This window comes from Novosphingobium sp. (assembly GCF_037133355.1).
In the GTDB taxonomy this organism is placed as follows: Bacteria; Pseudomonadota; Alphaproteobacteria; order Sphingomonadales; family Sphingomonadaceae; genus Novosphingobium.
The window spans coordinates 116,781-143,182 of sequence record NZ_JBAXOI010000010.1 but is presented as its reverse complement, the minus strand read 5'-3'; the positions used below and the strand labels follow the sequence as shown (position 1 = coordinate 143,182).

Below are 26,402 nucleotides of genomic sequence, written 5' to 3'. Positions count from 1 at the left end.
TTAGGTCCTGTGCGATCAGCGGGCCATGAGGGACAGGAACTGCCAAAGCAGGTTGGCCGCTTCGCCAATCAGAACCACCACGAGCGTCCAGAAGATGATCTGCTTGGCAACCGCCGATGTTGCGACGCGAGCACCGACATATCCACCGAACACGCTGCCCAACGACAGCAGTGCGCCGATCTGCCAATCGATAACCGCCTGATATTCAAACACTAGTACCGATACCATAACACTGGGCAGGATCAGTGCGCTCTTCACCGAATTGGCCGCAACCAGCCCCAAACCGACCGAACCGGTTAGGGCAAGCAAGAGGAACGTCGCTCCGTCCAGCACGATGAACCCGATCCACACGCCGATAGCAAGGAAGACGAGGAACTGGCGCAAACCGAATACCAGGCTCGGTTTCTGCTCGGAATCCAATGTCTTGCGTAGCCGAAAGAACAGCATGAACAGTGCAACAGCCACGGCCGCAGCAATAGCGAGCTTGAACTCACGGCTGGATATCTGCAGCGAAATCAGCGCGCCGACCGCCGAACCCAGACTGGTCGGTAGCCCGGCCTTCCACACCACCTGCCAGTCGATCGCTTTCTGACGGTGATAGCTTATGACCGCGGACAGGCTCGCAGCAAGGATTGGTAGCCTGTTCGTGGCATTGGCCATGACTGGATCGAGCCCAACCGCCAGAAGTAGCGGCAACGAGACCGCAGCGCCGGACGAAGCTACCGTAGTGATCAGGCCGCAGAGAAAGCCGGCAATGAAGACGAGACCAACCCCGCCTGACCCCATATCGAGCAGAAATCCCCCTCACCGGTGGTAGCCCGGTTGTCTCCACCGCAACGCCAAGCCGCGTTGCATGGTTGCAGTTTTATGCAAAGCTGCAATAGCGCCAAAGTGGCACCGTTGTTTCAGGTTGGGTTGCTTGATCCGGTGGGCGAAGGTCGTAACCAAGCACAATCGCTTGGCGATTCTGGCTGAGAGGGCTTTAGGTCAGGCCTAAACAGACAGGCGCGCTGTCCTAAGGCACCACGGCTAATTGGGATGAGGTGTTATGGCAGTCCGGCATGTTCTGAGAATGGGTGATCCCCGCCTGCTGCAGCCAAGTCTGCCGGTCGAGCGATTTGGCACTGAAGCGCTCCATGCACTGATCGAAGACTTGTTCGACACGATGCGCTTGCTGGACGGCGCAGGCCTTGCGGCACCTCAGATCGCCGTGCCGCTGCAGCTCGTGATCTTCGGATTCGAGCGCAACCCGCGCTATCCCGATGCGCAGCCTGTTCCGGAAACAGTGCTGATCAACCCGGTGATTGAGGTGCTCGACGAGCGGCTCGAGGATGGCTGGGAAGGGTGCCTGTCGGTCCCCGGGCTGCGCGGCGAAGTCCCGCGCTTTCGTGCCATCCGCTATCGCGGCTGCACCGCCGATGGGACGCCGTTCGAGCGGGTAGCAGAAGGGTTTCACGCACGGGTAGTCCAGCACGAATGCGATCATCTGTCCGGCGTGCTTTATCCTACCCGCATTCGCGACCTCACGCATTTCGGGTTCCGGGAGGAACTTTCGGCCGGCTGACCGGCGCTGCTTCAAGCGCCGATCTACTTGCGCACCCGCATCCCCTGCGTGGCATCGAACACCAGCGGCTTGTCCGAACGCGGCAGCGGCGCTTCGGCAATCTGGCTGGAGGAGACGCCATACTTCCAGTCGGGCGGGCAGATCGCGATGTAGCGGGCATAGCCGCCGGTGCCGCCCCCCAGCTTGGGGAAGCCGATCGCGACGAGAGCGCCAACCGGGGGCAGCTTGTCCAGATTGGCGACGCCTTCGGCCTGAGCATACCCGTGGTGCATCAGCCAGGATTCGCCCTCAAGAGTCGGGGTCGCGTCGGTATCGAGCGGCTCATGCCCGTGGAACAGGATCTTGCGTTCGAGATGCAGGAACTTCAGCGCTGCGAGGCTGACTCCGGGAAAGGGCTTGCGCGTCGCCAGCGCGGGATCGGGCCAGTCCTTCGACCAGTCGCTGCGGACAAACACTACCGATCCTGACGGAATGCGGCCATAGCGCTGCTCGAACCGGGCAATGTCGGACACCTGCAGCGCATAGCCGTAGTCTGTTTTGACCTGTGCGGAGATGTCGATCACCACCAGTGGTCGGATGGCATAGGTCGCCGGCAGTTCGTCGATCGCGGGATATTCGGGCGCCCAGTGCGCGGGCGGATCGAGCTGCGTGCCGAGCTGGTCGGTGCTGAGCGCATAGCGTATCGCTTCGAAGCCATGCTTCTCATAGGTGAAGCGCTCGCCCTTCCTGACGAAGCCGGGAATGTCGCGCCCGGCTACGGCAGGGCTGAAGGTGGGCGGACCAAAGCCTTCCCACACCGGAATCTGCGGCGTGATCGTGTGGGTGAGATCAACATACTTTGCCGCGCGGAAAGCCGCATCGTAGACCGGCCAGAGCCCTGGCGCTACTGGCGGATGAAGCCAGATCAGCGGCTTAAGGACAAGCGCAAGGGCCGCGCCGAGCAGGACGAGCGACAGGGGAACGATCGATTTCATGCAGCACCCTGTGATGGTTGATCGCCCGCTCAGCCGAACTCGAGCGACATGCCAGCATAGACCGACGACAAACCCTCCGCCGGTTTGCGGCCAAAATACATGCGGCGGCAGCCGAACACCGGGGCAAGGCCGTAAGACAGCGCCAGCGCCGCACCCTCATTGTTGGGTGCGGGCACATCGATCTGGATCTGATGGCCTTCTATCCGGGCAACCATATCCGCAAGCAGTGCCCGCGCGACCTGCGGTTCCCCGGCAATCAGCGGACCGATCTTGAAACCTGCGGAGGCAGGTCGGGCGAGGCCGAAGCCGACAAGTTCGCCATCGCGGATGGCCATTGCCTGGATTGTTTCCGGCAGGGCCAGCCAACAGCTGAGCAAGCCTGTGCGATCATAGGGCACTGTCTTGCGGTCGAGCGCGAGGATTGCGTCGTGACGGGGGGCCCAATCGATCTGAAGCGCGAAGTCTACTGCGGTCGCCGGGACTGGCCTCGCCATGCCCTCATAGCGGGTTGTGGCGTAGGCCGGCACGAACCCGCCGGCGGCGTAGAAGCGCTCCATCTCGAACACGCCGTCCATTGCGATCACCGCATCGGGGGCTAGCCGGGCGCGAAGGCGGGCAAGCCGGTCGTGCCAGAGCCGGCGGCCGAGGCCAAGGCCACGGTAGCGCGGTTCGACTATGAATAGACCCATGAAGCCGAAGTCTGCGCTGTGGCGGAAAATGCTGCCACCTGCGATCATCGCCTCCTGATGGCGCAGCGCGATGAAAGCCTCGGGATCAGATGCCCAGGCGCAGGCGAGGTCGAATGTGCCCGGATTCCAGTCTTCTGCACGTGCCAACGCGAAGATCTGCAGTGCTTCCGCATAGGTCATCGGGCCGATTTCAGTGGAGTTCAGAATGTCCGCCGTTTCGAATTCCATGACACACTGGCTCAAGCAAGGGCTACACAAACGGTTGCACTAAAAGCCTGATTGAATGCACCAAAGAAAAAACAGTGTCAAAACGGCGTCAATGGCAAAATTGGCTTAAAGTTAATAATTATCAATTTACTATTAAATATCGTGACAACAGAAAAATGTGCTGTCAAAAATTATTTATGTATCTTCTGAGGCTTTTTTGCAAATCTCTGAATATTAAATTCATAACAATTGATAGCGATCTCATTTATATTACATCGCATAAGAAAAATCTGCTTCTATTTACATTTACTTATGTCAAAAACTTTTTAAAGGCGCGTAGTCGAGGTGAGAAATCGCGGTCATTCTACGTCTGTTTTCGTCGCAACCAGAGCGGCCGCATTCGCTAGAAGAACGGCATAGATCGACCAACCCTGAACGACCTCTTTCTTTGGTGGGTTCAACCGGTTGCCGCGAACGTTGCTATAGGGATTTTCCCTATCGTTTACTGAGCGCGCGTAAATCTGACGAAGGCTACGGCTTTGGCCAATTGAACGCCGGAAAGGCAGCAAACCCAATTCAGAGAGGGGTATTTTCACGCAGTCGTAGTACACCGAATTTCATCAATCTTCAGTGACTTTATCGCCCAATAGCAGGCTTCTTACTGTTTTTGCCTCAAGTGAACTTGAGCCAAACTCTCCCTCAACCCGAACTATGACGCGAAAAATCTTACCCTTCAGCGTAGACATTTCTTCATAAATTTTTTGCACCTCATCGATGTGAGGCAGTATGTTGCCTATGGTTTGAGTGTCCACAGTTTTTCTCTGATCTGGTTCGGTTTCCAGGCTTTGATCGCCCGTGATTGTAACCGATAAGATTGCAGCAGGAAGGCAAGGAGCGGTTTAAATGGGACCAGATTGGCAGTGATAAGATCCCCGCATTTGGCTTCGATCTAAGCGCCATCCGCAACGGGCACCTCGATCTCGGTCAGCATGATATCTTACTTAAAAGGATGGGTACATATTTCCAATTACATAAAAAATTTATTTATTGTTTATACTATCACTGCAATAAATTGCAGGATGTCCAAGGCTTTAATTCTGCAAACCCCAATCAATCTACCTTTAATAGCCTCAAAATCTGCAGATCCTCGACCAAGTAATGCTTCTGCATCCTCAATTAGAACTTCTAGTGCAATAAGAGATTCATTAATCTGGCGATTAAATTCATCTATACTACCTTCATAGAACGCAATTTTTTCGCCTCTAGTTCCTATTTCCATTATCACCCTCTAACGCAAACCGGGATTTTGACAAACTTTTACGATAATCGAGAATCCCATTTACCCCAATCCATCTTGCCTTTTAGATAGTCGAACTCTCACGCGGCCTCACGTTGCTCAACCCACCTTCGATCATCATAAAGGCTGCCGTGCGACCGGAGTGGAAAAATTGGTTCAAGTTCGGCAGCAATCAGACCGCCGCTTTGACCACGACCCGATCCTCGACCACCTCTGGCAACTCGATCTCCAGCGCCTCGCCTTCATACTCTACCAGATCGATCATGTATGCGCCGTCAAAGTAGGCCATGCCGACCGACAGCTTGTCCAAGACGAAATCATCCCCCGCAAATTCCGCCTCGTAGAACGTACCTTCCAGTCCCCGTGTCCGCTGAAAATGAGGGACTGGATCGGCAACCGCTTCACATCAGATCCGTACCATCAAACCCCGGGACCCAACACCTAGGCGTCGAACCGGGACCCCCTTAGGGCGCTGGCAAGCGTCGATGCGGGGCGCACCTTTCGCGCTGCTTGCGGCGTTGGGAGGGCGCAGCCCGACCGGCGGCGCAAGCAGCGCGAACGATCCTCTATCTGGCGTCAGCTGCGATTTTTGAAGAACCAGCTGTCGTTGCCGGTTTCAACGATGTCGCAGTGATGGGTGATACGATCGAGCAGCGCCGTCGTCATCTTGGAGCCACCGAACACGCTGGGCCACTAGCCGAACGTCCGGTTGGTGGCGATGATTACTGAGGTTTGCTCGTAGAGCTTGCTGATCAGGTGGAACAGCAACTGGTCGCCTGATCGGGCGAACCGTCGGTAGCGAAGCTCGTCGAGCACCACGAGCTCGTGGCGGCGCAGGTGGGCCGTGAGCGCACCAGCCTTGCCGATGCACGTCTCCTCCTCAAGCTGCGTCACCAGATCGACGGTATTGAAGTAGCGGCCGCGTGCACCGGCACGGATGACGCTGGCGGCGACCGCGCTGGCGAGATGGGTCTTGCCTGTGCCCGTGCCTCCGACCAGCACGACGTTGCGGCGCCCCGGTAGAAACGAGGCTGCGTAAAGCGAGCGCACGAGCCCTTCGTTGATCGGGGTATTATCGAACACGAACGTGTCGAGGTCCTTCACGACCGGCAGCTTGGCGGCGCTCATCCGATAGCGGATCAAGGCAGCATGACGGTGTGGGGTCTTTTCATATTAGCACTGGCCGGTCGAGGTGCCCGAGATCGACTTGCTGCTTGGGTTCCGTCACCGTGTGATTCGCTAACCCGGCTGCGATCAAGCCGCCCTCTACTACCCCTAGCAAGCGCATTTGGGGGTATGATTGGGGGTGTCTTACAAAATTGTCCGTCACCAAATCTCTGATTAGCGTGCTTTTCAGGCCATTTCGCGGTTCCCTTCACGCCGCAATCATGTCCATGCCTTCGGCGATCAGCGGAACGAACGGCTTGACCACGCCGCCGATCCCGATCCCTGCAGCATCGGAAACCTTGGTGACGAAGTTGAGCACCGGCGTGAGCAGGTTGCCCGATTTGATCGAAAACAGGCCGAGCTGGAGTTCCAGCCGCCCACCGCGCCAGGGCACCGGCCCCATCATTCGCTTGGAAAGGACCAGCACCTTCCCGACCGATTCCTTGTCGAGCTCGGCAAGCTTGTCGGGCTTGGTCACGGCTGCAAACGAGGCGGTCTCGACTCCGAATTTCGCAAGTGAGGTAAAAGTATAGACAACCCCGTGGAACGTCGTGGCGAAAGCCCGTTCCTTGTCGATCCGCAGCGAATCGACGACCAGTTCAATATAGCATTCGTCCGGCACGATCGGAGTGGCGGCCGCCCCGGGCGAGGCCAGCGCGGGGATGAACAGATAGTCCGTAGCCCCTTTGCCCTTGATCGAATCAATCAGGTTTTTCAGCCACCCCATATCCGTTCCCTCCCCTGTCAGTCCGCCAGATCTTGCCTCACAATCAGCCCCGCCTCGTTCGGCGCGAAGATGGCGGAGGCTTTTGCGCTTTCGATGTAGAGGACCTTACGGCCCGGCAATCCGGCAATCGTTTCGCGCATGCTGGCATTCAGTTTGCCACCCTGCCTGATTGCGGTGAGTTCATTCAGGTCCACAAACCGCATCGTCAGATCTTCACAGCGTGCGTTCCGCCAGGTCACCGGCTGTTCGATATCGCCCGCATACTGCACGGTTAGGGCGCAAGCATCCTCGCTCGCGACCTTGATATCCTCGCTCGCGACAATGCGCGATTCGGTGTGCGGACCAGGCTCGATATCGATCTGGCGGTCCTGCCCCGCATCGGCCAGGCTGGACGATGGTGCTGATGATATCTCTGCCCGAGCCGCGCTTTCTTCAGCCGCCTTTTGCCCGGAGGCCTGATCCGAAGACACCGACGCGGCTGCGCCGGGCTGCGGCGATGGCGCAGGTCCGTTGCAACCGGCCAGAGTCAGCAGCAGCGCGGCCAAAGCGGCCGGGCGCTTACTTCGGATCATATTCCACGTGCAGATGATTGTTCGCAGCATTCATGAACACCTCAAACAGCACATCGTATTCGCTACCAAGGCGGGCCGCCACTTCGACGCGATACTTCTCGCCAACCGAGGTGGTGATATTGTTGCCGCGAAAATCGAGTGCCCGGCCCTTGTAGTGCAGCGACCCTTCCATATGGCCGGAATCGTTGCCCGAGGTGATGACCGGCTTGGGCAGATTCAGCGCCTTGGCCGCACCCGCCACGGCAATGATCGCCGCTTCCATCTTCGGATGAAGCTTGGAAATCTTGACCCCCGCGTTCTTGACATCGACACCGTTTGCCGCGGCGACGACGTTGCCATCGATGGTGGTGGCGGGCGCGGTCACGACGATCTCGGGCGTTGCCACTTCCGGCGCAGCAGGCGCAGCGGGTGCTGCGGGTGCCGCCTCGTCCAGCATAGCCAATGCCTTGGCCCGCTCCTTCACGAACCGGTTCTTCGTGATCGATATCAGCTGGTTGCGTTCGCCCTGCGAAAGCTTCGGGTTCTTGGCGACCTCGAGCACATAGGCCGTGCGCGCGTCATAACCGGCCTCGATCAACTTGCGATCGTAATCGGCCGCATCGCGATCGGTCGACTGATCGACCGTATCGACCGCCTTGATCAGGATATTGGGCGCGCCGTGATGCTGCACGGCGCACGACCAGACCATGTTGCGCACCGCCTCGCTGCGCGCATCGAGATTGATCGCCTTGCGGTCCTCCACCGCAGTCACCACCGGGCGGTAGTGGGTCCGCTCGATGAAGGCATGCTGCGCCTTGCCGAAGGTAACGGGGTCCTTCGCCGCAATTGCCTTCCAGGCAGTCGAGAACGCCGCGCTGCCGGGCTTTCCGACAGCAAACTCTGCCGCCCAGGGCTGGCCTTCGGTCTTGACGAAGGCCGCACAAGTGCCCGCCGTGCTCGAAAGCTGGTACGTGCCATAGGACACACCGCCCGGATCGTTGACCCCGCCCGAGACCGTCCCCGGCCCGCGGCCGCCGCTTTCGTATTCTTCCGAGAGCGAGCCGAGCTCCGGCGCTGCATGGGCGGCGGGCGCCGGGGTCGGAACGGGCGACGCGGGACTTGATGCCGCCACCGCCGCAGGCTTTGCCGGCTTGACCTCGACAGGCTTTACCGCAGCTTCGGCCAGATCACAGGCTTCATCCAGCGCCTGCACTTCCGCCGGAGTGAAACCACGCCCGAGCATGGTGCGAACGGCATCAAAAATTGGCTTTCTATACACCGCAGATATCTCCCACCAGTTCGAAGCGTGATTGATATGTTCTGATGTTTAGCGACCCAATTTTTCTCAGCCTGATGACAGCGCCGGAACGAGTCAAGCATTGTCCCTCGGCGCCATCTTTCGACATGAAGCAAGACTTCGTCACGCCATCGTCAATTCTGGCATTGGACGATTTTCCAAATCAGAGGAGTCTCAGGGCCGACTCCTAAAATCCCCATAGCACCATAGTAAAAGCTTGGACGGCACCGGATCATGACGCGGCGCATTTATGGGTGGCAGTGCAAGTTCGGGACCAAACATCCAGACCCGGCCCTCAGCCCAGCAGCGCCTCGATCTGGCCGAGGCGTTCCTTGCCGAAAAACATGTCCTCGCCCACGAAGAAGGTGGGGATGCCGAAGGTGCCGCGATCGACCGCCTGTTGGGTATTGGCCGCAAGGCGTTCGCGCACCGGGGCTGACTGGCTCCCCTCGGCAAGCGCGTCAGCCGGGAAGCCGTTTGCGGCGATGACCGCATCCACTGCGGCGGCATCGGAGGGATCGAGGCCCTCTTCCCAGAGTGCGCGGAGAAAGGCCTCGGCAAAGGCCTCGCCGCAACCAAGGTCGATCGCAGCGAGCAGGAGGCGCTGGAGTTCGACCGTGCGGAACGGGAAATGCGGGTTCATGCGGAACCGCGTCAGCCCGTGGCTGGCGATGAAGCGCTGCATTTCGAGCATGGCATAGGCATTCTTGCCCTTCACGTCGGCATCGCGGACAAAGGGCGGGGCATTGCCGGTAAGCTTGTGCATGCCGCCAAGCAGCACGGGCGTGAGCGTGATTGCAGCACCCTTGCGCGCGGCGATCTCTTTCAGCGGCCCCCAGGCGAGATAGCCGTTGGGGCTGACGAAATCGAAAATGAACTCGATCGACTTGGGCATGTCAGAAGCGCTCCTGCCAGGGGCGAAGGTCAAGCTCGTGCGTCCATGACGAGCGGGGTTGCTTGTGCAGCCAGACGTAAGCCTGCGCCGCATCTTCGGGTTTGAGCACCGCATCGTCCTCCAGCAGCGGGGCGACGTCCTCCACGCGCGAGCGCAGGAAGGTGCCGTCGATCGCTCCGTCGCAGACCAGGTGCGCGACGTGGATGCCTTCGGGTCCCAGTTCGCGCGCCATCGACTGGGCGAGTGCGCGCAGGCCGTGCTTGGCGGCGGCGAAGGCGGCAAAGCCGGCGCCGCCACGCAGCGAACCGGTGGCGCCGGTGAACAGGATCGTGCCGCGTCGGCGCGGGGCCATGACCCGCGCGGCCTCGCGCCCCGCTAGGAAGCCCCCGAAGCACGCCATTTCCCACACCTTGTGGAAGACGCGTGCGGTCGTCTCGCGGATGCCGAAGCGCACGTTGGCGCCGATGTTGAACACCGCCACCTCGATCGGGCCGATCTCGCGCTCGACCCGGTCGAACAGCGCGGCCGTTTCCTCTTCGGACCGGGCATCGACGCCGAAGGCATGGGCTGCGCCGCCCTCGGCACGGATTGCGGCGCACAGCGCTTCAAGCTGATCGAGGTGACGGGCCCGGCGGGTAACGCAGACGATGAGGCCGTCGCGTGCGAAGGCCCGCGCGATGGCGCCGCCGAGCCCGTCGCCCGCGCCGATCACTAGGCACACGCCTTGCGCTGATGGTTCGTCCATGCCTCTCCCCTGCCCTGCGGCGGTGTCCTTGTGCGCGTTACGTAGCGTGCGCGGAGTGCAGATAGCAATCGCCGGAGCGAGAAGGCGCTGCTAGTCTCGCACCTCATGAGCATTTCTCCCTTTCGCGCCGCGGTTGTGCAGGCGGCACCGGACCCGGCAGGCAGCGCGGCATCGGCGGCCAAGGCGGCAAGACTTATTGCCGAAGCCGCCGCGGCGGGCGCGCGGCTCGCGGTGTTCCCCGAAGCATTTATCGGAGGCTACCCCAAGGGCGCGCGCTTTGGTGCGCCGGTGGGACTGCGCCTGCCCGAGGGGCGCGAGGCTTATGCGCGCTATTTTGCGGCATCGGTGGCGCTGGATGGGCCGGAGATCGGGGCAGTGCGCGAGGCGGCAGGGGCCACCGGGATGGTCGTGGTGATCGGAGTGATCGAACGGCTGGGTTCGACGCTTTACTGCACGGCTCTCATCATCGACGGCGCGGCAGGCACCATGGCGCATCACCGCAAGCTCATGCCCACCGCTGCCGAGCGGCTGATCTGGGGCTTCGGCGACGGCTCGACCCTGCCGGCGGTCGAGACCGATCTGGGCACGGTGGGCGCTGTGATCTGCTGGGAAAACTATATGCCGATGCTGCGCATGGCGATGTATGGTCAGGGCGTCACGCTCTACTGCGCACCGACCGCCGATGACCGCGACGGCTGGGTTTCGACAATGCGGCATATCGCGCTGGAGGGGCGCTGCCATGTGCTCTCCGCCTGCCAGTTCCTGCGGCGGTGCGATCTGCCCGAGGGTCAGGAATGCATGCTGGCCGAGGACGCGGACACCGTGCTGATGCGCGGCGGCAGCCTGATCGTGGGCCCGCTGGGTGAAGTGCTGGCGGGGCCAGACTACAGCGGCGAGACGATCCTCTATGCCGAGATCGACCCCGCCGAGATCGCGCGCGGGCGCTATGATTTCGACGCAGTGGGGCATTATTCGCGGCCCGACGTGTTCCGCCTGACCGTGGACCGCCGGGCCAAACCTCCCGTCGCGTGGATCGAGGACGAAGGCTGATGCAGCTCCTGATGGCGGACCTGCGTGCGGCCGAGCGTTACAAGCTTTTGGCCGGGACAATCGTGCCGCGCCCGATTGCCTGGGTTTCGACGCGGTCGGCGGACGGCGTGGGCAATGTCGCACCCTACAGCTTCTTCAACATGATCGCCGCCGCGCCGCCGCTCGTCGTGCTGGGCGCGATGCGTGGGCCCGGCGGCGGGCTGAAAGACACTGCCACCAACATTCTGGAAACGAAGGAATTCGTCGTCAATCTGGTGAGCGAGCCGATGCTCGAGGCTATGAACGTGACATGCGTCGACGCGCCGCCGGAAGTGGATGAGGCGGCACTGGCCGGGCTCGAAATGCTTCCGAGCCAATTGGTGACGCCGCCGCGCATCGCCGGCGCGCCGGTCAGCCTCGAATGCCGGCTCTACCAGGCGATCGACGCGCCGCCGGGCAGCACGGTGATCCTGGGCGAAGTTGTGGCGATGACCATCGACGACCGCTTCGTCGATGCGACAAGCCTGCGTCCCGATCCGGTGGCTATGCAATTGATGGGCCGGGTCCACGGGGCGGGTGGCTATACCCGGATCCAGACCGACCGGGCATTGGAGAGGCCGGTCTATCAGCCCGGAACAATTTGATTCACTCGATTGAATCATTCTGCTCGCTGGGGTAGACGGTCACAAAGGCTCCAACGAGAGTCGTGCGGGAGAGAACCGTTGGACGTGACCAAGCCCCAAGGAATCGAGCGGACAGCGGCCAAGCACAAGCCGATCCTGCCGCTCGTCCGGGTGATCGAGATGAACCTGGGGTTCCTCGGGCTGCAGTTCAGCTTCGGCCTGCAGCAGGGCAACATGGTGCCGATCTATTCGTGGCTCGGCGCGGACGAGGCGAACCTGCCGATCCTCCAGCTTGCAGGGCCCGTCACCGGCCTGCTCATCCAGCCGCTCGTTGGCGCGTTGTCCGACCGCACCAATTCGCGCCTCGGCCGGCGCACGCCGTATTTCCTGATCGGTGCGATCATGTGCAGCCTCGGCCTCCTGTTCATGCCGTTTTCCGCGAGCATCCTGATGGCGGCGAGCCTTCTTTGGCTGCTCGATGCGGGCAACAACATCACGATGGAGCCCTACCGCGCCTATGTGAGCGACCGGCTGGACGAGAGCCAGCACGAGATCGGCTACCTCAGCCAGAGCGCGTTCACCGGCCTTGCGCAATGCTTGGCGTTCCTGTCGCCGTCGATCCTGGTCTACTGGGTTGGCATCGACCGCAATGCGGTTGACGCGCACAATATCCCGACGATCACGCACATCTCGTTCATGGCGGGCGCGGTGCTTTCGATCACCACGATCCTGTGGTCGATCTGGCGCGTGCCGGAACTGCCGCTGAGCGAGGAGGAGCGCGCCCGCATTGCCGCCGCACCCCGCTCAATAGGCGCGACGCTGGGCGAGATCTGGCAAGCCATTCTGGACATGCCGCAGGCCATGCGATCGATGGCTTGGATGAGCCTGTTCCAGTGGTACGGCTTCTCGATCTACTGGTCCTACAGTGCGCTTTCGATCGGGCGGTCGATCTATGACACCGCCGACAAGAGCAGCGAGGCGTTTCGCGCGGCGGTACTGACGACGCAGCAATTGGGCGCATTCTACAATCTGATCGGCTTTGCCGCGGCTCTCGCGATGGTGCCGATCTCGCGCGCGCTCGGCGCTTCGCGTGTGCATATGGCCTGCCTCGCGGCGGGCGGGATCGGCATGGTGGCGCTGGCGCAAGTGGCGAGCACGCCATCCGCACCGGGCGCGGTGTTTTCGGCGCTGGCGATGCCCGACCTTGGCAGCCACACCCCGCTGCTGCTGATCGCGGTGACTTTGGGCCTCGCCTGGGCAAGCATCATGGGCAACCCCTACATCATTCTCGCGGGCTCCATCCCGCCCGAGCGGACCGGGGTTTACATGGGCATCTTCAACATGATGATCGTGATCCCCATGCTGCTCAACGGCCTGACCTTTGGATGGATCTACAACCACCTGCTGGCCGCCGATCCCCGCAACGCGCTGAGCTTTGCCGGGGCGCTCATGCTCATGGCCGCACTTACCATGCTGCGAGTGCGCGATCCGCGCCGCGCGGGCGGACTGGCCCATGCCTGACGTCGCCGCGCCCCAACTCATCGCGCTCGAAAGCCCCGGGTGCAGCGCGGTGTGGGAGCTCCCACCCGGCGAGGCGCCGCTGTGGCGGTACTGGGGTCCGCGCCTGCCCGATGGCGCGCGCCCTTCGGCAATGCTGCGCAGCGAGCGGCCCGAGCCCAGTTTCTCGCTGCACTTCGACCAGCCGCTGACAGTGTTTCCCGGCTTCGGGATGGGCTGGTTCGGGCAGAGCGCGCTGCTTGCGGACCGGAGCGGGCGCGACTGGTCGTTCCAGGCGGGCGAGTGCAAGGTCGAGCGGCCCGATGCGCAGACGGTGCGCTTCGTGCTGCACGATGCGGTGGCGCGGATCGCGGTGACCACAAGCTATTCGCTCGATCCCGCAACCGATGTGATGACGGTGCGCACTGCGATTTCCAACGAGGGCGATGCGCCGCTTCATGTGCAGTGGCTGGCCGCCGCCGCGCTGCCGCTCCCCGAGGACGCGGCGGAAGTTCATTCGCTGGCCGGGCGCCACAATTCCGAATTCGTGCCCGTGCGCGATCCCCTCACCCGCAGCCTGTGGCGGCGCGAGAACCGGCGCGGGCTGACCTCGCACGATTGCTTCCCCGGCGCGGTGGTGACTTGCGGCGATGGCAGTGCCTATGGCGCGCAGATCGCCTGGTCGGGCAACCATGCGCAAACGATCGAGTGGATCGACGACGGGCGGCGGCAGTGGCAGCTGGGCGAATGGCTGGCGCCGGGCGAAGCGATCCTGGCGCCAGGCGCCGTGCTCCAGAGCCCCGAAGTGCTGGCGACAGCTTCCGCCGAAGGGCCGAACGGAGTGGCACACGCCTTCCACCGCGGCATTCGCGCGCGGATGACTTGGCCGGGCGGCGCAGACCGGGCGGCGAAGCGGCCGGTGCATATCAACACCTGGGAAGGCTTCTATTTCGCGCACGACGAGGCGGCGTTGATGGACCTTGCCAAGGCGGCGGCGGACATCGGGATCGAGCGTTTCGTGCTGGATGACGGCTGGTTCGGCAAGCGCGACGACGACACCTCCTCGCTCGGCGACTGGACTGTCGACAAGCGCAAGTATCCGCGCGGGCTGGGTCCATTGGCACAGCGGGTGACCGACCTCGGCATGGAATTCGGCCTGTGGGTCGAGCCCGAAATGGTCAACCGCAGCAGCGAGCTCTATCGCCGCCATCCCGACTGGGCGCTGCATCTGGACGGGCGGCCGCTGCTCGAGGCGCGCAACCAGCTGGTGCTCGATCTCGCGAAGCCGGAAGTCAGCACCTACTTGTTCGATGCGATCGCGGCGCTGCTGCGCGAATTGCCGATCGGCTACCTCAAGTGGGATCACAACCGCGATCTGGTCCATGCGGGGAACCACCCGCACTACCGCGCGCAAGTGCTGGCGACTTATGCCTTGATGGACCGGCTGCGCGCCGCGTTTCCTGCGGTGGAGATCGAGGCCTGCGCTGGCGGCGGCGGGCGGATCGATGCGGGGATCATAAAGCGCACGCACCGTTTCTGGACGAGCGACTGCATCGATGCGGTCTCGCGCGCAGGGATGCAGCGGGGGTTCTTGCAGTTCATGCCGCCCGAAGTGATGGGCAGCCACGTCGGCGCGAGCCCGGCGCATTCGACAGGGCGCTCGCAATCGATGGCGTTTCGCTGCGGCGTGGCGCTGCCGGGGCACTTTGGCGTGGAGCTTGATGCGCGCAAGCTGGGTGAGACCGAGCGCCGCGAGCTGATGGCCGGAATCGCCCGCTACAAGGCGCTGCGCGAGCGGCTCCATGCGGGCCGCGTCTGGATGGGCGAAGTGGGCGACGGCGTGGTGTGGCAGGCGCATGGCTCGGCCGAGGACATGGTCGTGCTGGTGACGCGCACCTTGCCGACCACGATGCGCCACCAGCCCAACCTCAGGCTGCCGATGGCGCTGCCCGGGCGGCGATATACGATTTCCTCGGACAAGGGCGAACCCATGACCATGGACGGCGGATGGCTTTCGCGCGTGGGCTTTGCCCTGCCGCCATTGCCCGGTGAGGCGGTGCTGGTGCTCGAGGTGCGGTCATGAGCTTCGATCCCGCCGAGCACCCGCATCGCCGCCATGATCCGCTGAGCGACACCTGGCTGCTGGTTTCGCCGCACCGCGCCAAGCGGCCGTGGCAGGGGGCCGAAGAAGTGCCCGACGTGACGCGCCCGCCCGCGCATGATCCGGATTGCTATCTTTGCGCGGGGAACACGCGGGTAAGCGGGGAGCGCAACCCGGACTACACCTGGCCTTATGTGTTCCGGAACGACTTTGCCGCGCTTCTGCCCGACACGCCGGCGCCGGAATCCGGTGCAGGGCTGTTTCGGGCCGAGCAAGCGACCGGCGAGGCACGGGTGATCTGCTTCTCGCCCGACCATGGCCGCACTCTGCCCGAGCTTTCGCTGGAGGAACGGCGCGCGGTGATCGATTGCTGGTGCGCCGAGGCGGCGGAGCTTGGCCAGCGCTACAGCGTGGTTTCGATTTTCGAGAACAAGGGCGCGATGATGGGTTGCTCCAACCCGCATCCGCACGGGCAGGTCTGGGCGACGAGCCATCTGCCGCAGCTGATTGCGACCGAGGACCGCACCCAAGCCGCCTGGCTTGCCGAGAAGGGCAGGCCGATGCTGGCCGAACTGGTCGAGGCCGAGGCGGACGGCCCGCGCGTGGTCTGCGCGAGCGAGCATTGGCTGGCGATCGTGCCATGGTGGGCAGTCTGGCCGTTCGAGACGCTGTTGCTGCCGCGCGGGGATGTGGCGCGCCTGCCCGATCTTTCGGACGCCGAGCGGGCTGATCTGGCGTTGATCCTTGGCGATCTCACCACGCGTTATGACAACCTGTTCCAGTGCTCCTTCCCCTATTCGATGGGCTGGCACGCCGCGCCATTCGGCCAAGATGCGAGCGCGCACTGGCGGCTCCATGCGCATTTCTATCCGCCGCTGCTGCGCTCCGCCTCGGTGCGCAAGTTCATGGCGGGGTTCGAGATTCTGGCCGAGGCGCAGCGCGACCTGACCGCCGAACAGGCCGCAGAGCGGCTGCGCGCCTGCGGCGGGCCACATTACCGGAGCCGCGCATGACAGCGCCGCTGGCCCGACAGTTTGCGGATGGCTTCGGCATGTCCCCTGCCCTCGTCGTCCGCGCGCCGGGGCGGGTGAACCTGATCGGCGAGCACACCGACTACAACGATGGCTTCGTGCTGCCCGCCGCCATCAGCGTGGAATCGCGTGTCGTCGCCGCGCCGCGCGGAGATGGCGTGATCCGCGTGATGGCCTGCGATTTCGGCGGGGCCACGGCGCAATGGCCGCTTGATGCGACCTATGCGGCCGATCCCGCCCACGGCTGGGCCGACTACATCCGCGCCATGACCGCCGCGATGAGCGCGCGCGGCCATGCCCTGACCGGCGCGGATCTGGCCGTCAGCGGGACAGTGCCGCAGGGCGCGGGGCTGTCTTCCTCGGCCTCGCTCATGGTCGGCATCGGCACCGCGCTGGCGGCACTTTCGGGTCTGGCGATTGCGCCTGCGGACATCGCGCTCATGGCGCAGGCGGGCGAGTGCGATCATGTCGGCGTGCGCTGCGGGATCATGGACCAGCTCGCTTCGGCCTGCGGCGTTCGGGACCATGCGCTGATGATCGACTGCCGCTCACGCGCGGTGCGCCCGGTGGCGCTGCCGAAGGGCGTCGAGATACTGATCGTCCATTCGGGCGTGGCGCGCGGGCTGGTTGAGGGCGCCTACAATGATCGGCGCGCACAGTGCGAGGCAGCGGCGGCAGCTGTGGGCGTTTCTGCCTTGCGCGATGCGGATATGGCCATGCTGGAAGGCGCGAGGCTCGATGCCGTGACTCTGGCGCGGGCGCGTCATGTGGTGACTGAAAACGCGCGGGTGCTGGCCGCTGCAGAAGCGCTGGCGGCGGGCGATCTGGTGGCGATGGGCGCGCTGATGGCCGCCTCGCATGCTTCGATGCGCGACGATTTCCGGATCACCGTGCCCGCAATCGACGCGCTGGTGACCGAACTGCAGGCGCTGATCGGCCTCGAAGGCGGCGCCCGCATGACCGGCGGCGGATTTGGCGGAGCGGTCGTGGCGCTGTGCCCGGCGGACAGCGCCGACGCGGTGCTCGCAGGCCTCACTTACCGCAAACCCGATGGCTCGCCGCCGCTGGTGCTGCGTGAAACCGCCTGCGACGGGGCCGGCCTCGTCATGAGTTGATCCCGCCGTTCGCTTCATCGTCCGCGCGGCCAAGGCTGCCATAGACTGCTTGTTTCAGGACCGAATTCCCATGCCCGTACTGCCTTCTCCGACAACGCTATGGACCGGCGAGCATCTTCGCGCGCTGCAGATCGAGCCCTGCCACCAGATTCCGCTGGTCGATGGCAAGTCCCTGCACCACCCGCTGCCTGGCACGGACTTGTGGGACCTCTGGCCGCTGCAAATGGCGGACGGCAGCACAGTCGAGCTGGAAGGCTGGACGCTGTGGTTCGTGCTCTCCGCGCCCGCTGGTGAGGATCCCGAGGCACGGCACGACATTGTCCGCATTCGCCTGATGGCGGAGCAGCGCGGGAAATGGCGCGATCACGGCAACGCTCTGCCCGACGATCTCAATCCGGGAAGCCGGGAATGGGCTGGATCGGCGCTCTATGATCCGGCAAGCGGCGCGGTGACGCTCTACTGGACGGCATCGGGGCTCCGCGGCGAGGAGCCACGGACCTTCATCCAGCGCATGTTCGAAACGACAGGCACACTGGCCGGGGGAGCGGATAGCTTTGCCATCACCGGCTGGAGCGAGCCGCGCGAGATCGCGGGCGGGCCGATCCCGCACTACATACTGGTGACGGCAGCGGAAGGCGTGCCGGGGTTCATCAAGGGCTTCCGCGATCCGGCACATTTCCGCGATCCGGCCGACGGCGCGGAGTATCTGCTGTTTACCGGCTCCCTGAAGGATGCGGCGAGCGACTGGAACGGCTGCATCGGACTGCTGCGCCGCGAGGGCGATGCCTGGGCCGTGCTGCCGCCGCTGCTGAGCGCCGACGGGCTCAACAACGAGCAGGAGCGGCCGCATATCGTGTTCCATGGCGGGCGCTATTACTTGTTCTGGTCGACCCAGCGGAAGGTCTTTGCGCCGGACGCGCCCAACGGGCCCAACGGGCTTTACGGCATGGTGGCCGAAAGCATGGCCGGGCCATGGTTGCCGCTCAACGGCAGCGGGCTTGTGGCGGGCAATCCGCCCGAGGCGCCGGTGCAGACTTACAGCTGGTGGGTGACGCGCGAGCTCACTGTCCACGGCTTTGTCGATTATCCGAACTCGCTCAGGGGCAACGATTTCGGCGATGCGGCGTGGCGGCGCGCGCATTTCGGCGGCGTGCCAGCGGAGCCATTCCAGTTGGTGCTCGATGGCACGCGGGCAGGAGTTGCGGCGTGACGGGCGCGCGCTTCGGCCTGATCGAGGCGGGCGGCACCAAGTTCGTGCTTGGCGTGGCCGATGCGACGCGCACCATTTTCGCGCGCGAACGCATCCCGACGACGACGCCAGAAGAGACGCTCGGCGCGGCGGTGGACTGGTTCGCGGCGCAAGGGTGTGACTATGCCGCGATCGGCATCGCCTCGTTCGGGCCGCTCGACCTTGATCCCGCCTCGCCCGGCTTTGGCTGCGTGCGGGCAACGCCAAAGCCGCACTGGAGCGGCGCGAGCTTGATTGCCCCCTTTGCCGAGCATTTCGGTGTGCCGGTGGCCCTCGATACCGACGTGAACGGCGCGGCGCTTTCCGAAGCACGCTGGGGTGCGGGCGCGGGTCTGGGATCGGTGCTATATCTCACCATCGGCACCGGGATCGGCGGCGGGTTTTGCAGCCATGGCCAATTGCTGCAGGGGCTTTCGCATCCGGAAATGGGCCATATCCGCATGCCGCGCCATCCGGAGGATCTGGATTTCGCCGGCATCTGCCCGTTCCATGGCGATTGCCTCGAAGGCCTTGCCTGCGGGCCGGCGGTGATCGCGCGCTGGGGCAAATCGCTTTCGGAGCTGCCTGAGGGGCATCCCGGAAAGCGGATCATCGCCTGGTACATCGGCCGCGCTCTGGCGACGTTCCAGACGATCATGGAGCCCGCCCGGATCGTGCTGGGCGGCGGGGTCACGGCAACCGAGGGGCTGCTTGAACAGGTCCGTGCGGAAGCGCTGGCGGCCAATGGCGGCTATACTGTGGGCAAGATCGACGAACTGATTGTGCCGCCGGGCCTTGGCGACAACGCCGGGCTACTCGGCGCCCTGGCTCTGGCGCTTATGTCGATTCCCTGACCAGCAGGCGCGGCTGGAGGATGACCGAGTGGATCTCCTCCCCCGCGATGCGCTGGACCACGATGTTGACCAGGTTTTCCGCGCCTTGCTCCAGATCCTGCGCAATCGTGGTGAGCGGGGGCATGGTATGCTCGCCAAGCGGCAGGCCATCGTAGCCGATTACCTTGACCTCACCGGGGACCGCGAGGCCTTGCTCTGCCAGCACGCGCATCGCGGTGACGGCGATCACGTCGGAGGCCGCGACCACGCCGTCCGGCCGGTGCGTTTTCGAGCGCAGGTATTTGCCGATCTCGCCCAAGGCCGCTTCGGCGACGAGGTGCGTCGGCACCACGTTGAACTGCACGCTGCCACCGGTCTTCGCGACCACCGAGCGGCAGCCCTCCAGCCGCTGGCCGATTTCGATCGCGCGCGGATCGCCAAAGAACACGATGTTGCGGCAACCGCGCTCGATCAGATGCTGCGCGGCAAGGGCGCCGCCGCGAAAATTGTCCGAGCCCACCGAGCAATGCGCCTGGCCTGCGATATGCGAGCCCCAGACGACCAGCGGGCGGTAAAGCTCCGCCACCCGATCAAGTACGGCGGACTGGTCGGACTGACCGATCACGATGATCCCGTCCGACTGGCCCGACCGCGCGAGCTTGAGCAACCAGTCCTCGTCGGTGGGCACGATGCGCGACAGGAGGAGACTGTAGCCGCGCCCGGTAAGCTTGTCGGCAAGGAGGCCGAGCATCGTGATGAAGAACGGATCGGAAATGTTCTGCCGCACTTCGTGGCCGAGCGGAATCACGACGCCAATGGTATTGGTCTTGCGCATGCGCAGATTGCGCGCGGTTGCATTGGGCGTGAAGCCGTGCTCGCGCGCCAGCGCCACGATCATGTCTCGCGTGGCCGGGGTGACAAGGCTTGAGCCCGAAAGCGCGCGCGAAACTGTGCCGCTGGTGACGCCGGCCAGTTCGGCCAGTTCCTTGAGTGTCTTGGGCTGTTTCATGCCGTCATGCGCTCGTGCCAGATCGCCTCAGCCCGCAGCGGGAACCACGTCGAACGCGATGTTGAGCCGCTCGCCCGCCGCGATGGGGACCGTGCCATGCCACAGGATCGACGGGAAGACCACCATATGCCCGGCGCGCGGCGGGATCACGGCATAAGGCGCGAGATCGAGCCCCAACTCGGCCGGCGGCGCGCCGAGGTGGAGCGCGCCCGCCGGAGCGGGGCCCGGATCATCAGGCAGCGCGGCATAGAACGTGGCCGAGAGCCAGCCGACGGGATGGCTGTGCGTGACATTGAAGCCTCCTGCCCCCAGCCGCACCGACCAGCTGCCCGAGATCCTGAGGTCATGGCGCGGGCGGCCCAGAACCGGATGCGCGGGATCAAGGGGCGGAAGCGAAGCGATCACGCTCCGCACGCCTTCCATGAGCCGCAAGCGCGCCTCGGCGAGGAGCGGCTCTTCGCGGAGCAGGATCGAACGGTCGGTCTGCGTGCCGCCACGCACCGACTGTTCGGCATAGGGCAGCGCGGCAGTGTGAAGACGGCGCAGCAGCGCGGCCAGTTCGGCCAGCTCGGCGGGTGAAAAACCCACGTCGACCACGCCGTGGAGCACCGGATCGCCATCGAGCCAGGCGGCGCGCGGATCGCCGAGCAGGCGCCAGGCAGTGGAGAGATAGGGCCAGACCTGCCCGGCGAGACGGGTTCGCGTCAGCGGCAGGGCAAGGTCGCGTGCCGCCGCCGCATCGCCGCCGCGCAGCGCTGTGCGGATGCGGCAGAGTTCAAGGAACTCGTCCTCCACCCCGGCGAGCGCGGCAAGGCGCGTACGCGCCTCGGCGAGATCGCCGGATTCGCTGGCGAGGAAAGCGCGCGCCGAGGCAATAGCGCGGGTTTCGCCCATGTGCGCGGCGGCTTCGTCCAGAATACGCCCCGCCGCTCGCCAATCGCGCTGTTGCGCACGCAGCGTGAACCAGCCGAGCCAGAGCCCCTGATGGCGAGGCATGGCCTTCACCGCATCGGCCAATCCCTTGTCATAGGTGTCCGCATCGCCGTGACTGTAGCGCAGGCTTGCGAGGACGCGCTGGCCCTCGAGCCAGTCGGGCCTGGCGGCAAGGGCCTTCAGCAGGACCTGCTCGGCGCTGACCGGGTCTCCCTCCGACGCGAGCGCAAGCGCGTGGTTCCTCAGGACATCGGGATTTTCCGGCCAGAGCTGCACCGCCTTGGCAAACAGCGCTGCGGCGGGGTGACCAAGCTCGTAGGCCGATTGCGCCCGCAGGAAGGCGGTCAACGGATCGCCGGGCGCAAGACGTGCGGCTTCGGCAATCGCGCGGTCGGCGCCCGCCATATCCTGCACAGCGCGAAGGCCCCTCGCCCGCTCGCGCCAGACCTCGGCCTCGACCGGATCGGACATGCGCCTCAGGCCGGCGCAGCCGCGCCGGTGAGGCCGGCGATATAGGCGTCGTGTGGCGGGAGCTTACCGGCCTCGGCAGCCATCGCCGCGCGCAGGCGGCCGAGATACTCGCGCGCGTCGGTGCTGCGGTGGGCGAGGAGCGGATCGAGCCCTTCGGGATAGTTGTGCTGCCCGATATGCACCGCGACCCAGGAGGCGGGAGCGAACAAGTCCATCTCGCGCGCGATCAGGCGGCCGTGGCGGCGGAAATGATCGAGTTTCAGTGCGAGGGTTTCGGGCACGTCCATCGCGGACACGTAGCGCCAGAGCGGGTGATCCTGCCGCTGCGTTAGCTTGTAGTGGAGGATGATGAAGTCGCGGATGCGGTCGGTTTCGGCATGAGCGATGCGATTGAATTCGGCGATTGTTGCAGGATCGAAATCGCGGTCCGGGAACAGGCCGATCAGCTTGGAGATATTGGCCTGGATGAGGTGGATCGAAGTTGACTCGAGCGGTTCGAGGAAGCCGCTGGAAAGACCGACCGCGATGACATTGCGGTTCCAGTGCTGCTTGCGGCGGCCGGTGCGGAAGCGCACGAAGCGTGGATCGCCGAGCGCCTCGCCATCGAGGCGCGAGGCTAGCAGGCTGGCGGCCTTGTCATCCTCGAGGAACTGGCTGGAGTAGACATAGCCATTGCCGATGCGGTGCTGCAGCGGGATGCGCCACTGCCAGCCGGCCTCGCGCGCGGTGGAGCGGGTATAGGGCGTGGGCGGCCCGGCACTGGCGCAAGGCATGGCAACCGCGCGGTCGCAGGGCAGCCAGTGGCTCCAGTCTTCAAAGCCCGTCTGCAGCGCGCCTTCGATCAGCAGCGCGCGCAGTCCCGAGCAATCGATGAAAAGGTCGGCCTCGAGCTTGCGACCACCTTCCAGTGTGACGCTTTCGACGAAGCCCGTCTCTCCGTTCAGCGAAACATCGCTGATCTTGCCCTCGACCCGCGTGACCCCGCGCGCCTCGGCATGGCGGCGCAAGTAGGCGGCATAGAGCGATGCGTCGAAATGGTAGGCATAGTCGAAAGTGGATAGCAGCGAGCGCGGATCCGGGACCGGGCGCGCCATGCGGCCCGCGCGCGCGATGTGCCAGGCCATCGAGAGGTCTTCGAGTGGGAAGGCGCCGGGCTCTTCGCGCATGCGCAGCCAGTATTGGTGGAGCGGCACCATGTCGAAATTGCGCCCATGGGGGCCGAAGGGGTGGAAGTAGCGGCTGCCGAGGCTGCCCCAGTCGACGAATTCGATGCCGAGCTTGAAGGTGCCGCGCGTCTCGCGGATGAAATCAGCCTCGCTGATACCGAGCGTTTCGTTGAACAGGCGGATCGGCGGGATCGTCGCCTCGCCCACGCCGACAATGCCGATCTCGTCGGATTCGACGAGCGTGATCGTGCAATCGCGCTGGAGCATCGTGGCGAGCATCGCCGCCGACATCCAGCCGGCCGAACCGCCACCAACGACGAGCACGGAGCGAATCCGCCGATCACCCTCGTTCACTTCGAAAGCCCTTTCCCCACCGCCGTGTTGTTCCGGCATTCCTTACGCAAAAAAGGGTGGGTGCACAGCCGCCTGGCCGCACCCACCCCTTTTGAGTTACCTCGCCCGCAGGTGCGGACGCCAGCCCGTCAGAAGCTGAAGCGAACCGAAGCGTTCACGTTGCGGCCGAGCACCGGCGAGATGCCGCCGATGAACTTGCCGCCACCCGCGTTGTAGTCCGTTCCGGCCGGCCCGAGCGGGGTCAGCTTGTCGAACAGGTTGTAGGCATTGAGGCCGATCTCGAGATTGTCGATCGGGCGGAACTTGACGTTCGCACCGACCACGCTGCCACCCGGCCATTCGTTGCCCGCACCATCGAGCGTGGAGGTCACGCCGGTGATGTTAGCGCCGAGCGAGACCATGGCGTTGAAGTCGTAGTTGGCGGCGAAGGTGTACGAGAGGTCGGGGATGTTGTTCGACCGCTTGAACACCGAACCCGGCGCCGAGGGCTGCTTCTTCGACTTGTTGTAGGTCATGTTGGCGAGGAGGCTGAAACCGCCCGCGCTGAGCGTGCCGTAGAACTCCGCACCCGTCGTCTTGTACTTGTCGGAGATGATGCAGGTGAACGTCGTCGGGCTGCCGGTGACAATCGGGCAGATCGTCTGACTGAGCTCGAAGGTCGTGATGTTGAAGTGGCTGTGATAGCCGGTCAGCTCGACCGTGTAGCGCGCGCCGCCGATGCTGCCGCGGTTCTTCAGGCCGATTTCGTACTGGTAGACGTTGTTCGAAACCGCCGTGTTGCCCTTGGCGTTGAGCGTGCCATTGGCGTTGAAGTAGCCGCTGAAGGTCAGGCGATCCGCGTTGGCGCGTACGCCCTTCGAAGCACGGACGAACAGGTTGAGATTGTCCATCGGCTTGAAGCTGGCACCCACCGACCACGAGGTGGTCTGCTTGGTGTAGTTGATGGTCTCACGCGCGCCATCGGGCAGGTAGTAAGGCAGCGAGACCGCCTGCGACGCGCCCGTGACCGGATTCACCGCGTTGGTGGAGATGAAGTGCGTTACCGCATCACCCGTCAGCGGATTGGCGTTGATGCCCGAGCCCGTTCCCTTGTTGATGTCGTGGCGGACCGAGGCGTCGAGCTCGAACTTGCCCACGTCGAAGATGAAGTCGGCGTAAGGCGCGTTGTCGGTGAAGGTGTAGTCGTAGGTGCGGGCGCAGCAACCACCCCAGTTGTTGTTGTAACCGGTGAAGCCATTGGCGCTGAGCAGATTGCCGGCCGCATCGAGCAGGTCGATCGGCGAAGCGGCCGGGGTCAGCGAACCGTTGAACTGGTTGGGGTGCCAATCCATCGCGATCTTCTGGTTCATGTAGAACCAGCCGGCGGTGAGGTTGGCCTTCACCGCGCCGAGATCACCCTGCCAGTTGAGCTTTGCATCGTTCACGAAGCTGCCGACGTCGCGGATCCGCGTGTAGACCGAGACGTTGTTGTTGTAGAACGCTTCCTTCACGTCCTTGCCGCGATCCGGACCCGCCGAATAGACCGCGCGGGCAACGGTGCCGCCGTTCTTGGTCGAGCCGATCAGGCCCGAGAGCGGCGAGACGCTGAGGAAGTTCGACGAGAAGCCGCCGCTCATGTTGGTGTAGCGCGCGTTGTTGTCGACGGTGATGCCGTTGTCGAACTTGTAGTGCAGCTGCGCCTGGAGCGACTGGGCGTTGGTGGTGATGCCGTTCAGCGGGGTGCTGGCGAGGCCGCGGCTGTCGAAATCGACGTAGTTGACGACCGGGTTGAAGCCCGAGAAGTTCGACGCACGGCGCGGATCGAAGCCCGGGCAGGCCTGAAGGTTGGAGACCTTGCCGCCGCTCAGGCTGCCGCAGGCGATACCGCCCTGGGTGTTGGGCTCCTGCGTGTCCTGCGCCTTGAAGTAGAGGCGGAAGAAGCCGCGGTTCTCGTCGAACTCACGCGTGATGTTGCCCTTGATCAGGTACGACTTGCTGAGGTTGTAGCCCGAGTGCCACGGGCCATCGCCGGCACCATAGTAACCGCCGATGTTGAAGTGGGTCTTGTCGTCGATCGCGCCCGAGAAGCGGAAGCTGGCGCGGGTGTAATCGTAGGTGAGGTTGCGCTCGACCTGGATGTAGCCGCCTTCGCTGCGATCGGTCTTGCTGATGTAGTTGATCACGGCGCCGGGGGCCTGGCTGGCCAGCGTGGCAGCGGTGCCGCCACGGATGGCATCGACGCGCGCGTCCATCGGGCTCGACTTGGTCCAGTAGTCGTTGTTGCCGAACTGGATGTCACCGAACAGCACGGTGGGCAGGCCATCTTCCTGCAGCTGGACGAAAGTGGCGCCGCCGGTGGCGACGGGCAGGCCGCGCACGGCGAAGTTGCCGTTGCCGCCCGGGCCCGAAACGTTGGGCTGAAGCCCCGGCAGCAGGCGCAGCAGATCGCCTTCCGACATCGGGCGGAAGTTGGCGATGATCGCCGAATCAACCGAGGAGATCGAGACCGAGCTGTCGAGCTTGCTCTTGGTACCGGTCGAGGCGGTAACGACGATTTCGCTGAGCGTGTCGCCCTCGGCCTTGTCGGCAGTGGCGGCATCGGCGGCCGCAGGCGCGGCGGCTTGCGCGAACACCGGCGTCGAGAGGCCGGCGATGGCCAGCGCAATGACGGATGCACACGATTGAATTGCAGTGAGCTTCACAGGTTCCTCCCCGATTGCGAGCACTTTTGTGCGTACGAACGCCGCGAATCGAAAGCTCGAGACGGCCGCGTAGGGCGTCTCTGGCAAAAGGTCCGGCGAAGCGCAAGCATGAATTCAAGCGATTGAATCGGAATCGTCACTTGGGGGTTTCATCCTTGCGCCACCACCCCGTGCCCACCCTGGACCAACGGACCCTTGACGTTTACGTAAAGTGGCAG

The 26,402-nt window shown here is 64.0% G+C and carries 24 protein-coding genes and 1 pseudogene; 9 read left to right on the top strand and 16 right to left on the bottom strand.

The features are described 5' to 3' along the window. Positions 1-15 precede the first annotated feature (15 nt). On the bottom strand, positions 16-786 hold the full coding sequence (locus tag WCL10_RS12040) for a sulfite exporter TauE/SafE family protein (protein WP_336895887.1): 771 nt from the start codon (positions 784-786) through the stop codon (positions 16-18). Between the two features lie 262 nt (positions 787-1,048). Here WCL10_RS12040 and def point away from each other — a divergent pair, with 262 nt between their 5' ends. Next, entirely contained in the window at positions 1,049-1,564 is a 516-nt protein-coding gene (def, locus tag WCL10_RS12035; protein ID WP_336895886.1) for a peptide deformylase, read from the top strand. A 23-nt stretch (positions 1,565-1,587) separates the two neighbouring features. Here def and WCL10_RS12030 read toward each other — a convergent pair whose 3' ends face one another. The 11 genes and pseudogenes from WCL10_RS12030 to WCL10_RS11980 all read right to left on the bottom strand — a co-directional run bounded on the left by WCL10_RS12030 (position 1,588) and on the right by WCL10_RS11980 (position 10,113). Continuing rightward, positions 1,588-2,538 (bottom strand): cyclase family protein, encoded by a 951-nt coding sequence (locus WCL10_RS12030; protein WP_336895885.1) that lies wholly within the window; start codon positions 2,536-2,538, stop codon positions 1,588-1,590. Positions 2,539-2,567: 29 nt separating this feature from the next. Next, positions 2,568-3,455 carry a GNAT family N-acetyltransferase gene (locus WCL10_RS12025; RefSeq protein WP_336895884.1) on the bottom strand — a complete coding sequence of 296 codons (888 nt, stop codon included), beginning with the start codon at positions 3,453-3,455 and terminating at the stop codon, positions 2,568-2,570. 599 nt (positions 3,456-4,054) lie between these two features. After that, positions 4,055-4,246 (bottom strand): hypothetical protein, encoded by a 192-nt coding sequence (locus WCL10_RS12020; RefSeq protein WP_336895883.1) that lies wholly within the window; start codon positions 4,244-4,246, stop codon positions 4,055-4,057. 239 nt (positions 4,247-4,485) lie between these two features. Beyond that, a complete protein-coding gene (locus WCL10_RS12015; RefSeq protein WP_336895882.1) occupies positions 4,486-4,713 on the bottom strand; it encodes a hypothetical protein in 228 nt (75 codons plus the stop codon). A 190-nt stretch (positions 4,714-4,903) separates the two neighbouring features. Then, entirely contained in the window at positions 4,904-5,041 is a 138-nt protein-coding gene (locus WCL10_RS12010; protein WP_336895881.1) for a hypothetical protein, read from the bottom strand. Positions 5,042-5,307: 266 nt separating this feature from the next. Beyond that, a pseudogene (gene istB, locus WCL10_RS12005) lies at positions 5,308-5,889 on the bottom strand (IS21-like element helper ATPase IstB); the annotation flags it as partial. Between the two features lie 217 nt (positions 5,890-6,106). Next, on the bottom strand, positions 6,107-6,625 hold the full coding sequence (locus tag WCL10_RS12000) for a hypothetical protein (RefSeq protein ID WP_336895880.1): 519 nt from the start codon (positions 6,623-6,625) through the stop codon (positions 6,107-6,109). A gap of 17 nt (positions 6,626-6,642) precedes the next feature. Next, the gene (locus WCL10_RS11995) at positions 6,643-7,227 is read right to left on the bottom strand and encodes a hypothetical protein (protein WP_336895879.1); all 585 of its coding nucleotides are present in this window, start codon (positions 7,225-7,227) and stop codon (positions 6,643-6,645) included. Then, on the bottom strand, positions 7,184-8,419 hold the full coding sequence (locus tag WCL10_RS11990) for a hypothetical protein (protein ID WP_336895878.1): 1,236 nt from the start codon (positions 8,417-8,419) through the stop codon (positions 7,184-7,186). The genes WCL10_RS11995 and WCL10_RS11990 overlap by 44 nt, the downstream gene beginning before the upstream one ends. 349 nt (positions 8,420-8,768) lie before the next feature. After that, positions 8,769-9,368 (bottom strand): 2-hydroxychromene-2-carboxylate isomerase, encoded by a 600-nt coding sequence (locus WCL10_RS11985; protein WP_336895877.1) that lies wholly within the window; start codon positions 9,366-9,368, stop codon positions 8,769-8,771. 1 nt (position 9,369) lies between these two features. Beyond that, complete coding sequence (locus tag WCL10_RS11980; protein ID WP_336895876.1) at positions 9,370-10,113, bottom strand: SDR family NAD(P)-dependent oxidoreductase; 744 nt, start codon at positions 10,111-10,113, stop codon at positions 9,370-9,372. Between the two features lie 105 nt (positions 10,114-10,218). On the opposite strand from WCL10_RS11980, the gene WCL10_RS11975 reads away from it, so the two are divergent. From WCL10_RS11975 to WCL10_RS11940, 8 genes are all read left to right on the top strand, one after another. Beyond that, positions 10,219-11,163: a carbon-nitrogen hydrolase family protein gene (locus WCL10_RS11975; protein ID WP_336895875.1), complete on the top strand. Its 945-nt coding sequence runs from the start codon at positions 10,219-10,221 to the stop codon at positions 11,161-11,163. Beyond that, positions 11,163-11,786 (top strand): flavin reductase family protein, encoded by a 624-nt coding sequence (locus WCL10_RS11970; RefSeq protein WP_336895874.1) that lies wholly within the window; start codon positions 11,163-11,165, stop codon positions 11,784-11,786. Before WCL10_RS11975 ends, WCL10_RS11970 begins: the two co-directional genes overlap by 1 nt. A 159-nt stretch (positions 11,787-11,945) precedes the next feature. Further along, positions 11,946-13,286: an MFS transporter gene (locus tag WCL10_RS11965; protein WP_336895911.1), complete on the top strand. Its 1,341-nt coding sequence runs from the start codon at positions 11,946-11,948 to the stop codon at positions 13,284-13,286. Then, positions 13,279-15,345: an alpha-galactosidase gene (locus WCL10_RS11960; protein ID WP_336895873.1), complete on the top strand. Its 2,067-nt coding sequence runs from the start codon at positions 13,279-13,281 to the stop codon at positions 15,343-15,345. The genes WCL10_RS11965 and WCL10_RS11960 overlap by 8 nt, the downstream gene beginning before the upstream one ends. Continuing rightward, a complete protein-coding gene (locus WCL10_RS11955) occupies positions 15,342-16,376 on the top strand; it encodes a UDP-glucose--hexose-1-phosphate uridylyltransferase (RefSeq protein ID WP_336895872.1) in 1,035 nt (344 codons plus the stop codon). Before WCL10_RS11960 ends, WCL10_RS11955 begins: the two co-directional genes overlap by 4 nt. Continuing rightward, on the top strand, positions 16,373-17,509 hold the full coding sequence (galK, locus tag WCL10_RS11950; protein WP_336895871.1) for a galactokinase: 1,137 nt from the start codon (positions 16,373-16,375) through the stop codon (positions 17,507-17,509). The genes WCL10_RS11955 and galK overlap by 4 nt, the downstream gene beginning before the upstream one ends. Positions 17,510-17,579: 70 nt before the next feature. Continuing rightward, positions 17,580-18,719 (top strand): glycoside hydrolase family 68 protein, encoded by a 1,140-nt coding sequence (locus WCL10_RS11945; protein ID WP_336895870.1) that lies wholly within the window; start codon positions 17,580-17,582, stop codon positions 18,717-18,719. Then, positions 18,716-19,591 (top strand): ROK family protein, encoded by an 876-nt coding sequence (locus WCL10_RS11940; RefSeq protein WP_336895869.1) that lies wholly within the window; start codon positions 18,716-18,718, stop codon positions 19,589-19,591. Before WCL10_RS11945 ends, WCL10_RS11940 begins: the two co-directional genes overlap by 4 nt. Here the strand turns inward: WCL10_RS11940 and WCL10_RS11935 are convergent. The 4 genes from WCL10_RS11935 to WCL10_RS11920 all read right to left on the bottom strand — a co-directional run bounded on the left by WCL10_RS11935 (position 19,575) and on the right by WCL10_RS11920 (position 26,184). Further along, positions 19,575-20,579 (bottom strand): substrate-binding domain-containing protein, encoded by a 1,005-nt coding sequence (locus tag WCL10_RS11935; RefSeq protein WP_336895868.1) that lies wholly within the window; start codon positions 20,577-20,579, stop codon positions 19,575-19,577. The two genes, WCL10_RS11940 and WCL10_RS11935, sit on opposite strands and share 17 nt — an antisense overlap. A gap of 27 nt (positions 20,580-20,606) precedes the next feature. Beyond that, positions 20,607-21,983, bottom strand: coding sequence for a putative 2OG-Fe(II) oxygenase (locus WCL10_RS11930; RefSeq protein ID WP_336895867.1), 1,377 nt, complete (start codon positions 21,981-21,983; stop codon positions 20,607-20,609). Positions 21,984-21,988: 5 nt separating this feature from the next. Beyond that, a complete protein-coding gene (locus WCL10_RS11925; protein WP_336895866.1) occupies positions 21,989-23,503 on the bottom strand; it encodes a tryptophan halogenase family protein in 1,515 nt (504 codons plus the stop codon). Between the two features lie 128 nt (positions 23,504-23,631). Beyond that, positions 23,632-26,184, bottom strand: coding sequence for a TonB-dependent receptor (locus WCL10_RS11920; RefSeq protein ID WP_336895865.1), 2,553 nt, complete (start codon positions 26,182-26,184; stop codon positions 23,632-23,634). Positions 26,185-26,402: the final 218 nt, after the last annotated feature.

What these genes read in the sequence shown, in the direction of transcription:
- WCL10_RS12025 (WP_336895884.1), bottom strand. Translation starts at nt 3,455, where the DNA reads ATGGAATTCGAAACGGCGGACATTCTGAACTCCACTGAAATCGGCCCG.
- WCL10_RS11965 (WP_336895911.1), top strand. Translation starts at nt 11,946, where the DNA reads ATGAACCTGGGGTTCCTCGGGCTGCAGTTCAGCTTCGGCCTGCAGCAG.
- WCL10_RS12000 (WP_336895880.1), bottom strand. Translation starts at nt 6,625, where the DNA reads ATGGGGTGGCTGAAAAACCTGATTGATTCGATCAAGGGCAAAGGGGCT.
- WCL10_RS12015 (WP_336895882.1), bottom strand. Translation starts at nt 4,713, where the DNA reads ATGGAAATAGGAACTAGAGGCGAAAAAATTGCGTTCTATGAAGGTAGT.
- def (WP_336895886.1), top strand. Translation starts at nt 1,049, where the DNA reads ATGGCAGTCCGGCATGTTCTGAGAATGGGTGATCCCCGCCTGCTGCAG.
- WCL10_RS11935 (WP_336895868.1), bottom strand. Translation starts at nt 20,579, where the DNA reads ATGAAACAGCCCAAGACACTCAAGGAACTGGCCGAACTGGCCGGCGTC.
- WCL10_RS11930 (WP_336895867.1), bottom strand. Translation starts at nt 21,983, where the DNA reads ATGTCCGATCCGGTCGAGGCCGAGGTCTGGCGCGAGCGGGCGAGGGGC.
- WCL10_RS11990 (WP_336895878.1), bottom strand. Translation starts at nt 8,419, where the DNA reads ATGCTCGGGCGTGGTTTCACTCCGGCGGAAGTGCAGGCGCTGGATGAA.
- WCL10_RS11985 (WP_336895877.1), bottom strand. Translation starts at nt 9,368, where the DNA reads ATGCCCAAGTCGATCGAGTTCATTTTCGATTTCGTCAGCCCCAACGGC.
- WCL10_RS11970 (WP_336895874.1), top strand. Translation starts at nt 11,163, where the DNA reads ATGCAGCTCCTGATGGCGGACCTGCGTGCGGCCGAGCGTTACAAGCTT.
- WCL10_RS11945 (WP_336895870.1), top strand. Translation starts at nt 17,580, where the DNA reads ATGCCCGTACTGCCTTCTCCGACAACGCTATGGACCGGCGAGCATCTT.
- WCL10_RS12030 (WP_336895885.1), bottom strand. Translation starts at nt 2,538, where the DNA reads ATGAAATCGATCGTTCCCCTGTCGCTCGTCCTGCTCGGCGCGGCCCTT.
- WCL10_RS11955 (WP_336895872.1), top strand. Translation starts at nt 15,342, where the DNA reads ATGAGCTTCGATCCCGCCGAGCACCCGCATCGCCGCCATGATCCGCTG.
- WCL10_RS11975 (WP_336895875.1), top strand. Translation starts at nt 10,219, where the DNA reads ATGAGCATTTCTCCCTTTCGCGCCGCGGTTGTGCAGGCGGCACCGGAC.
- WCL10_RS11960 (WP_336895873.1), top strand. Translation starts at nt 13,279, where the DNA reads ATGCCTGACGTCGCCGCGCCCCAACTCATCGCGCTCGAAAGCCCCGGG.
- galK (WP_336895871.1), top strand. Translation starts at nt 16,373, where the DNA reads ATGACAGCGCCGCTGGCCCGACAGTTTGCGGATGGCTTCGGCATGTCC.
- WCL10_RS12040 (WP_336895887.1), bottom strand. Translation starts at nt 786, where the DNA reads ATGGGGTCAGGCGGGGTTGGTCTCGTCTTCATTGCCGGCTTTCTCTGC.
- WCL10_RS11995 (WP_336895879.1), bottom strand. Translation starts at nt 7,227, where the DNA reads ATGCTGCGAACAATCATCTGCACGTGGAATATGATCCGAAGTAAGCGC.
- WCL10_RS11980 (WP_336895876.1), bottom strand. Translation starts at nt 10,113, where the DNA reads ATGGACGAACCATCAGCGCAAGGCGTGTGCCTAGTGATCGGCGCGGGC.